The organism is Modestobacter sp. SYSU DS0875, assembly GCF_054050915.1.
This window is the reverse complement of the sequence record NZ_JBJHAH010000058.1, coordinates 1-3212: the sequence shown is the minus strand read 5'-3', so window position 1 is coordinate 3212 and position 3212 is coordinate 1. Positions and strand designations below refer to the sequence as shown.

Genomic DNA, 3212 nt, shown 5'->3' with positions numbered 1-3212 from the left:
TCGTCGTTTCAGAGCTGCACAGTGGACGCGACACAACATTGCAAGAAAAGGCTGGATGGTGTGTGTGATCAAGCCCTCGGCCTATTAGTACCGGTCAGCTCCACGACTCACGCCGCTTCCACCTCCGGCCTATCAACCCGCTGGTCTGGGCGGGGGCCTTACCCGGTTAACCCGGTGAGAGACCTCATCTTGAAGCGAGCTTCCCGCTTAGATGCTTTCAGCGGTTATCCCTGCCGAACGTAGCCAACCAGCAGTGCTCCTGGCGGAACAACTGGCACACCAGAGGTTCGTCCGTCCCGGTCCTCTCGTACTAGGGACAGCTCTTCTCAAGTCTCTTACGCGCACGGCGGATAGGGACCGAACTGTCTCACGACGTTCTAAACCCAGCTCGCGTACCGCTTTAATGGGCGAACAGCCCAACCCTTGGGACCTACTCCAGCCCCAGGATGCGACGAGCCGACATCGAGGTGCCAAACCATCCCGTCGATATGGACTCTTGGGGAAGATCAGCCTGTTATCCCCGGGGTACCTTTTATCCGTTGAGCGACACCGCTTCCACATGCCGGTGCCGGGTCACTAGTCCCAGCTTTCGCTCCTGCTCGACCCGTCAGTCTCGCAGTCAAGCTCCCTTGTGCACTTGCACTCAACACCTGATTGCCAACCAGGCTGAGGGAACCTTTGGGCGCCTCCGTTACATTTTGGGAGGCAACCGCCCCAGTTAAACTACCCACCTGACACTGTCCCTGATCCGGATCACGGACCGAGGTTAGACATCCAATTCGACCAGAGTGGTATTTCAACGATGACTCCACGAACACTGGCGTGCCCGCTTCACAGTCTCCCACCTATCCTACACAAGCCGAACCGAACACCAATATCAAGCTATAGTGAAGGTCCCGGGGTCTTTCCGTCCTGCCGCGCGTAACGAGCATCTTTACTCGTAGTGCAATTTCGCCGAGCCTGTGGTTGAGACAGCTGAGAAGTCGTTACGCCATTCGTGCAGGTCGGAACTTACCCGACAAGGAATTTCGCTACCTTAGGATGGTTATAGTTACCACCGCCGTTTACTGGCGCTTGAGTTCTGAGCTTCGCCCCGAAGAGCTAACCCGTCCCCTTAACGTTCCAGCACCGGGCAGGCGTCAGTCCGTATACATCGTCTTTCGACTTCGCACGGACCTGTGTTTTTAGTAAACAGTCGCTTCTCACTGGTCTCTGCGGCCACCCACCGCTGCCCCGCGCAAGGCGGTTCACAGCAGATGGCCCCCCTTCTCCCGAAGTTACGGGGGCATTTTGCCGAGTTCCTTAACCACAGTTCGCTCGATCGCCTCGGTATTCTCTACCTGACCACCTGAGTTGGTTTGGGGTACGGGCCGCTAAGAACTCGCTAGAGGCTTTTCTCGGCAGCATAGGATCATCCAATTCGCCTCATTCGGCTATGCGTCGGGCCTCACCCTCATGTGATGCGGATTTACCTACACCACGGGCCACACCCTTGCACCGGTACTACCACTCACCGGTAGGACTACCTTCCTGCGTCACCCCATCGCTTGCCTACTACCAGTCCGGATCCCACGCGCCACGCGATCAGACCCGAAGGTCAGTCACACGCTTTGGGTGGTTAGCATCGCTGGGTTCAGCATGGGCGTTCTTTCGCGGGTACGGGAATATCAACCCGTTGTCCATCGACTACGCCTGTCGGCCTCGCCTTAGGTCCCGACTCACCCTGGGCGGATTAGCCTGGCCCAGGAACCCTTGGTCATCCGGCGGGGGAGTTTCTCACTCCCCTTTCGCTACTCATGCCTGCATTCTCACTCGTGTGGCGTCCACGGCTGGATCACTCCGCCGCTTCCACCGCCACACGACGCTCCCCTACCCATCCACACACCTGGCCCAGAACCGAAATCCTGGACAGGATACATGTGAATGCCACAGCTTCGGCGGTGTGCTTGAGCCCCGCTACATTGTCGGCGCGGAACCACTTGACCAGTGAGCTATTACGCACTCTTTCAAGGGTGGCTGCTTCTAAGCCAACCTCCTGGTTGTCACTGCGATCCCACATCCTTTTCCACTTAGCACACGCTTAGGGGCCTTAGCCGATGATCTGGGCTGTTTCCCTCTCGACTACGAACCTTATCGCCCGCAGTCTCACTGCCACGCTCTCACTTACCGGCATTCGGAGTTTGGTTGACTTCAGTAAGCTTGTGGGCCCCCTAGGCCATCCAGTGCTCTACCTCCGGCAAGAAACACGTGACGCTGCACCTAAATGCATTTCGGGGAGAACCAGCTATCACCGAGTTTGATTGGCCTTTCACCCCTACCCACAGCTCATCCCCTCCGTTTTCAACCGAAGTGGGTTCGGTCCTCCACGCGGTCTTACCCGCGCTTCAACCTGGCCATGGGTAGATCACTCGGCTTCGGGTCTAGAGCACGCGACTAGATACGCCCTGTTCGGACTCGCTTTCGCTACGGCTACCCCACACGGGTTAACCTCGCCACGTACCGCTAACTCGCAGGCTCATTCTTCAAAAGGCACGCAATCACCCCACCACAAGGGCAGAGCTCTCACGGCTTGTAGGCACACGGTTTCAGGTACTATTTCACTCCCCTCCCGGGGTACTTTTCACCTTTCCCTCACGGTACTTGTCCGCTATCGGTCACCAGGGAGTATTTAGGCTTAGCGGGTGGTCCCGCCAGATTCACACCGAATTTCACGGGCTCGGTGCTACTTGGGATACAACTCGGGAGGCACTGAGTTTTCGTGTACGGGGCTCTCACCCTCTACGGCGACCCCTTCCAGAGGCCTTCCACTAACACAGTGCTTTCTCACTCCCTGCACCCTCGGCAGAAGATGCTGAATCGTCCCACGACCCCGACCGCACAACGCCTGCCGGCTTGGCATGCAATCGGTTTAGCCTCATCCGCTTTCGCTCGCCACTACTCACGGAATCACGGTTGTTTTCTCTTCCTGTGGGTACTGAGATGTTTCACTTCCCCACGTTCCCTCCACGCGCCCTATGTGTTCAGGCGCGGGTCACACCACATGACTGGTGCGGGGTTCCCCCATTCGGAAATCCTCGGATCAACGCTCGGTTGGCAGCTCCCCGAGGCTTATCGCAGCCTCCTACGTCCTTCATCGGCTCCTGGTGCCCAGGCATCCACCGTGTGCCCTTAACAACTTGACCACACAACAACACCCACACCCACCCACCACC

1 rRNA gene is annotated in these 3212 nt (G+C 57.8%); it reads right to left on the bottom strand.

The features are described 5' to 3' along the window. Nucleotides 1-64: 64 nt before the first annotated feature. Nucleotides 65-3182, bottom strand: a 23S ribosomal RNA gene (locus ACI79Y_RS19555). Between the last annotated feature and the right edge of the window lie 30 nt (nt 3183-3212).